7 protein-coding genes are annotated in these 5,428 nt (G+C 48.5%); all 7 read right to left on the bottom strand.

Annotated features, from left to right (window positions below; translation table 11 throughout):
- The coding region (gene miaE / locus ABYW01_RS13085; RefSeq protein WP_372833370.1) for a tRNA isopentenyl-2-thiomethyl-A-37 hydroxylase MiaE at positions 1–310 on the bottom strand (310 nt) is incomplete at its 3' end.
- Between the two features lie 173 nt (positions 311–483).
- Positions 484–1,233 (bottom strand): phosphate/phosphite/phosphonate ABC transporter substrate-binding protein, encoded by a 750-nt coding sequence (locus tag ABYW01_RS13080; RefSeq protein ID WP_372833367.1) that lies wholly within the window; start codon positions 1,231–1,233, stop codon positions 484–486.
- 12 nt (positions 1,234–1,245) lie between these two features.
- A complete protein-coding gene (locus ABYW01_RS13075; protein ID WP_372833365.1) occupies positions 1,246–1,707 on the bottom strand; it encodes a PAS domain-containing protein in 462 nt (153 codons plus the stop codon).
- 38 nt (positions 1,708–1,745) lie between these two features.
- Positions 1,746–2,108: a roadblock/LC7 domain-containing protein gene (locus tag ABYW01_RS13070; RefSeq protein ID WP_193953286.1), complete on the bottom strand. Its 363-nt coding sequence runs from the start codon at positions 2,106–2,108 to the stop codon at positions 1,746–1,748.
- 67 nt (positions 2,109–2,175) lie between these two features.
- Entirely contained in the window at positions 2,176–2,808 is a 633-nt protein-coding gene (locus ABYW01_RS13065; protein ID WP_372833362.1) for a hypothetical protein, read from the bottom strand.
- Between the two features lie 27 nt (positions 2,809–2,835).
- Positions 2,836–4,767: a hypothetical protein gene (locus ABYW01_RS13060; protein ID WP_372833360.1), complete on the bottom strand. Its 1,932-nt coding sequence runs from the start codon at positions 4,765–4,767 to the stop codon at positions 2,836–2,838.
- A 33-nt stretch (positions 4,768–4,800) separates the two neighbouring features.
- Positions 4,801–5,256 carry a hypothetical protein gene (locus ABYW01_RS13055; protein ID WP_372833358.1) on the bottom strand — a complete coding sequence of 152 codons (456 nt, stop codon included), beginning with the start codon at positions 5,254–5,256 and terminating at the stop codon, positions 4,801–4,803.
- Positions 5,257–5,428: the final 172 nt, after the last annotated feature.

The following is a 5,428-nucleotide window of genomic DNA, read 5'->3' as shown; positions in this document are numbered from 1 at the left end:
GCACATGCTGACGCAACCCTCCGGCATAACGCGCGGACGATAGGTGCCCATACTCAACATCACGCGCATCCATCAGCTCCAATACCTGCTCAAAGTGAATCAACTCTTCACGCGCTAAACGAGACATCTTGTTCAGCAAGTCAGGCCGATCCACATAGCGAAACATTAATGTCATCGCCGTTGACGCAGCTTTCTTTTCACAATGCGCATGATCAATCAGCAAAATATCCTGCTGCTTTACTGCTTCATCAATCCAGCGATCCGGCGTTTCACACCCCAGAAAACCCTTAATCTCTTCCAGTACTTCCACTCAGAAACCTCTGACTAAACTTGCCTCGCACCGCCCCAGGATTGGCCGCACCTAAGCCGACAATTATACCCACCAACCCAAAGACAACCAAACGACCGATATCACTATAAGCTTACTCTACAAACAAAAAAGCCTCGCATAAGCGAGGCTTTATAAGCACAAGAGGAGACGAACTACTCAATAACAAGCGTATCTATCAGATCGATCATAAACTCCGTTTCTTCTTCGGTCATGGGCTCCCACTCCTCCAGATTCATACTCTGAAGAACACCCTTACCTTTCTCATCCTCGTGCATAGAGAATAAACGCTCTTCAAGGCGAGGTATAAATTCCTGCATAGTCGGACCAACCAGCAGAGAGTGATGCACCACACTAATCTGACTGCTTACCAGTACCTTCATCTGGCCTTTAATCAAATCAGACAGCTCATCGTAAGCATCTTTCAGAAAGAAGCCCACATCGGCATTTCCGTTCAGCAGGTTTTTAGCCACGATAACGTAGGTATCGACCTCTTTGGTACTGACATTACTTCCATCAAGATCCGCCGGCTCCAACATAATCATACCCATGGTATGAACATCAGGATCATCGGTCGTTGCCACAGTGATACCTGCCTGCAACTCCTCAACAGAATTGATTGATGACTCAGCACTTACAGCAATAACAGTCTCATCAGGACGCTCCTGAGGTCGCGCAATCGCCTTGAAGCCCAACTCCCTTACTAGCATGGATGCATCGTAAGGATTGGCATAAATCATATCAACCTTGTTGTCACGAATATCGCTGCGCTGCTTTTCGAAGCAATCATATAACTCAAGATGGACTCCAACCTCCAGTTGACGCTGCAACCAGGTGTTGAAAAAGTACCAACCCGAGATATGGTCCGGAGCGAAGTCCGGACTGACAGTCAGGTTATACGCCATTTCAGTACTCCTTTACATCAGGGTTGCGTAGAGCTCTTCGCTCTCCTTGATTTTGCTTCGGGAAGGCTTACGGCGCACAGAGGTATAACCCACCAATTTACCGTTACGAATATTTGGAATAACCGTCGCCTTCACCCAGTAGTAAGAACCGTCTTTTCGCAGATTCTTAACATAGCCGTGCCACTTTTTGCCTGACTCTATGGTTTCCCAAAGCCCTGCAAATGCCACAGCAGGCATATCAGGATGACGCAAAATATAGTGATTTACACCGATCAACTCATCCCTGGTATAACCAGACATATCGATAAACGCCTGATTCGCATGAGTAATAATTCCATTTGGATCGGTTCGTGAAACAATCAGCTTTCCATCAGGATAAGGCACTTCACGGTCAACCACCGTCGCAGCGCGCGAAGTGCCATCGTGATAACTGATTGTTACTTCCCGGCTTTCACCGGTGTCTTGATCTGACATTACACAAGCCTTGTTACTGATTCTTTCCGTGAAATCTGTTACAGGATTTTACCAATCGCTTCCGCTGCACGCTTAACATCCAGGAAGATCAAACCCAGACGCGCATTTGGCTTAGCAACAACAGTCAACACAGAATCATTATTTGCGTGAGTCATCAGAATGTAGCCCTGATCACCTTTAACCAGCACCTGCTCCAGCTCTCCGCGAGCCAGCTCATTCGCTGTACGCTCACCAAGGGAAAGCATCGCAGCGCTCATTGCACCTACGCGATCCTCATCCATGCCTGAAGGCAGCAGAGCAGCAATCATCAAACCATCGGTTGAGATAACTGCAGATGCTTCAATCTCTGCAGATGTCCCGTTCAGGTCACTCAAAATGGAGGTCAGCATCTCCGAGCGCATAAACGTTCTCCTTTATTTTACTAGGGCTTATAGTATCTTTTTATGGGTTATAACTTTTTGATCGTTATCAATAATCCAGATAGCGGCGAGCCAGCACACTGAGAAGATTAACGAAGGCCTGCTGATTCAGCTTAGGCATCTCATCAACGATGAGCATAAACTTCTGACTTCCCATATGCACCACCCAGAATCCAACCTGACTTTGTCCAATCGGGTCAAGCATACCCCAGGATTCACCACTAAAGGACAGCTCCCGATTAAGCAGAGGAAGATGACGTTCATGAAGGGAAATTACATCCGCAGCAAGGGCTGACAACGCTTCAGCGTGCGCATCATCAAAACCACTTGCCCCAAGACAGAATCCCTGGTCATCCGCCAACGCCACCCGGCCGGTGTTTGACAACAACGGCAGCAATTCCGGGAGCATTTTTTCGACGACTTCATCGACAACCACTACAGGGTTTTCGTTGAGCTCAACAAATCCTTTTTCACGCAGTTTGTTAAACAGATCTGACGCCTGCTCCTGATCCAGATCGGTCAACTCCTCAATCAGCTCTTCGCTGTAAGGCAACGCAATCTCAGCACTCAGCAGCTGCAACAACAGCGCCCTGGCATCATCAGGCTCAGAACTCACTGTGGCGTAATAAGCGCCAGCAGGTGTAATCTGCAAATATTCGTTACGGAAATTTTCGTCCAACACTAACCAATTACTCCGCGAAAACTAACGCTATTCCTGTAACCATCCCAACGCATCGGCAGCCGACATATAAGCAAACACATAGCGTTGAGGTACATTTAAAATTCGAACTATATCAAGCGCCGACAAACGGTGATCAAACCACAGCTCCGTAATCTCAGGGGCATGTGGAATTTCGATCATCCGAGAGAAATCCGGACGCTCTTTCAACTTATACACTTTCTCTGGATCCATACGCTGATTCAGACGACCACGAGCCGTCCATAAAGCAATTTTCCAGATCATTGCATCACGATCTTCAAGGGTCTTTTTATCCCCAGTAGATTCTGGTTTTGATACTGCCAGATCAAGACGCTCTTTTAGATCCAGCTCACCAAAGCCAAAGCGACTCAATGCATACTGCAACAACAGATCTTCACCAAAATCACCGAAGAAACGATCTGCCTCCGGCAAATAAACGAAACAGCGCGGCAAACCTGCAATCTCAACCGGCGTATTACTTAACTTCGCTTTTTTAACCGCCAATGGAAGCCAATACAATAGCGCACCATCGGTATTGAAATAGATACGACGGCGCTCATCCGGACGCGTTACATCGACATCCGCAAGATTACCGCAACAACGATACACCATCTCATCGTCATTAATTATTGCAGTCGATTTTTTTACAGACTTAATAGCGGGCTGGGCAGCCGTTTTTTTCCGAGATACAACCTCAGCTGCATCAGGAATCAGCTTGAACGCACCTTTCTCAACCAGCGGTGCCTGCTGCTTCGCCAAAAGCTCTTTGGCTTTACGCGCTTCATCTGCGGCTTTCGCCTTAGCCTTGGCAAGCTTTTCAGCGGCCTTCTTATCAGCAACCCGCTTCTCGGCTGCCAACTTCTCGGCTACGGCCTTAGCCTCGGCCTCAATTTTTGCCTTTTTCACTGCTTCCCGATGTGCAGCCGCTTTTTTCTCTATTACGCGCTGCTCAGCTGCCTTGCGCTCCAGCGCTTTTTTTTCTGCCAACCGCCTCTCCGCAAGCGCCTTCTTTTCAGCAGCACGCTTAGCGGCAGCTTTTTCTTCGGCAGCAATTCGCGCAGCTTCCTTCCGTTCTGCTTCCTTCCGCTCAGCTTCTTTTCTTGCCGCCTCAAGACGGGCCGCTTCACGCTTCTGCTCTTCTAGACGCTCCAGCTCTTTGCGTGCATCATCAACCCGCGACTTCGCTTGCTGAGCTTCTTTAATGGCTTTAGCTTTGGCCTCTTTCTGCGCCGCTTCCGCCTGCCTCAACAGCTCCCTGACTTCATCTTCCGCATCAGAAGCCACCAAGCGCTCAGACTGCACACGCTTCACTTCAGACTTTTCTGCCACAGCAGATGCGGACAACTCCTGATGACGCCGAGAAGCGTGTTCAGCTGCTCTTTTTGCGGCCTCTTTACCCCGACGCAATTTCTCTCTCAGGAGCAGCTTTTGCTGAGCCTTGAGAGACTTTTCGCTATTCAAAGAGTCAATCGCTTCCTGCCCTGCACCTGCACGCGACATATAGCTGTCATAAGCTTCGTTACGGGAAGTACCTGCCGGCTCTTCAATTCCCATGATCGCAGCCACACGCGTTTCCGCCCGCAAATGCGCATCAGCACTACCACTGCCCGACACAGACTGCGTACGAATAGCATCAAGCAGCTCGTCTGAGCTATAGGGTTTCTTAAGAAGGACAAAACCAGGCCAGGAAAGGTCTCGCACACTGATCAGTATGCCTGGTTTAGAATATTTTTCGGTATAGGTTGCTTTAAGCTCATCAGGATCAACACCCTGATCGCCATTCACTATAAATAGATCAGCTTGATCCGCTCCGACTACACGCAGACCATTTTCCTTGCTGAGGAATAGTTCAAGAGACGCCATAGCAGGGCCATCAAAGCCAGACAAAGCCAGCTTTTTAACTTGCGTTCTCTCGATACTATCCGTTCCTAATATGCTCATGGAACATTCCGTCCGTAGTCTCTCCCGCCATCTTTATATAACGGGTAAGAACTGTCCATTAACCACCACCGCTCTATCGACCGGCAGTTCCAACAACATTCTACGATCATCAGCCTCAATAGCGCGGCTAATCACTTTTCTGGCGCGTGGGCTCAGCATGGCAGAAACCTGCTCAAAAATACGCTTTCGCAGCGTCGGGCCTTTCTTGTCCAATATCCACAGCAAATCCATCAAGGCGCCAGCCAATTCATCACGCTTTCCAAGTGCCGTTGCCATATAGATACGACGCACATGGTTTTTGAGCGAATGCGGGTTACCCGCCACGAATCGCGTGTAATGATAGAGGTTACGCTCACTCTGCACCCCACGGTAGATAAGATTATCCTGACTCAACGCCTCAAATGCGGCCTGAATCCGTTGGGTTTTATCACTATTGAGTTCCGCATCAAGTTCCCAATCGGAAAGTGCGGCCCAGATCTGCGAGGTCACAGACTCAGTCTCCATACAGAAAATAAAGCAATAACAAGATACCTGTTAAAGGCATCTTAAACTATCGTTCATCTAACCTAAATCTGGCTAGAAGGCGTTCTCTTGACAGATATCAAACAGGTGTTGGCATATTAAAGCACGTTGTACTAACGTTATGCCACCAAGCGGATTG

It is taken from the genome of Pontibacterium sp. (assembly GCF_041587635.1).
In the GTDB taxonomy this organism is placed as follows: domain Bacteria; phylum Pseudomonadota; class Gammaproteobacteria; order Pseudomonadales; family Balneatricaceae; genus Pontibacterium.
The sequence above is the reverse complement of the archived record's forward strand: the minus strand, read 5'-3'. Positions and strand labels throughout refer to the sequence as shown.

Bases quoted from the DNA above. Each gene is read 5' to 3' on its own strand.
- ABYW01_RS13080 (WP_372833367.1), bottom strand. From the start codon at position 1,233: ATGGCGTATAACCTGACTGTCAGTCCGGACTTCGCTCCGGACCATATC.
- ABYW01_RS13075 (WP_372833365.1), bottom strand. From the start codon at position 1,707: ATGTCAGATCAAGACACCGGTGAAAGCCGGGAAGTAACAATCAGTTAT.
- ABYW01_RS13070 (WP_193953286.1), bottom strand. From the start codon at position 2,108: ATGCGCTCGGAGATGCTGACCTCCATTTTGAGTGACCTGAACGGGACA.
- ABYW01_RS13060 (WP_372833360.1), bottom strand. From the start codon at position 4,767: ATGAGCATATTAGGAACGGATAGTATCGAGAGAACGCAAGTTAAAAAG.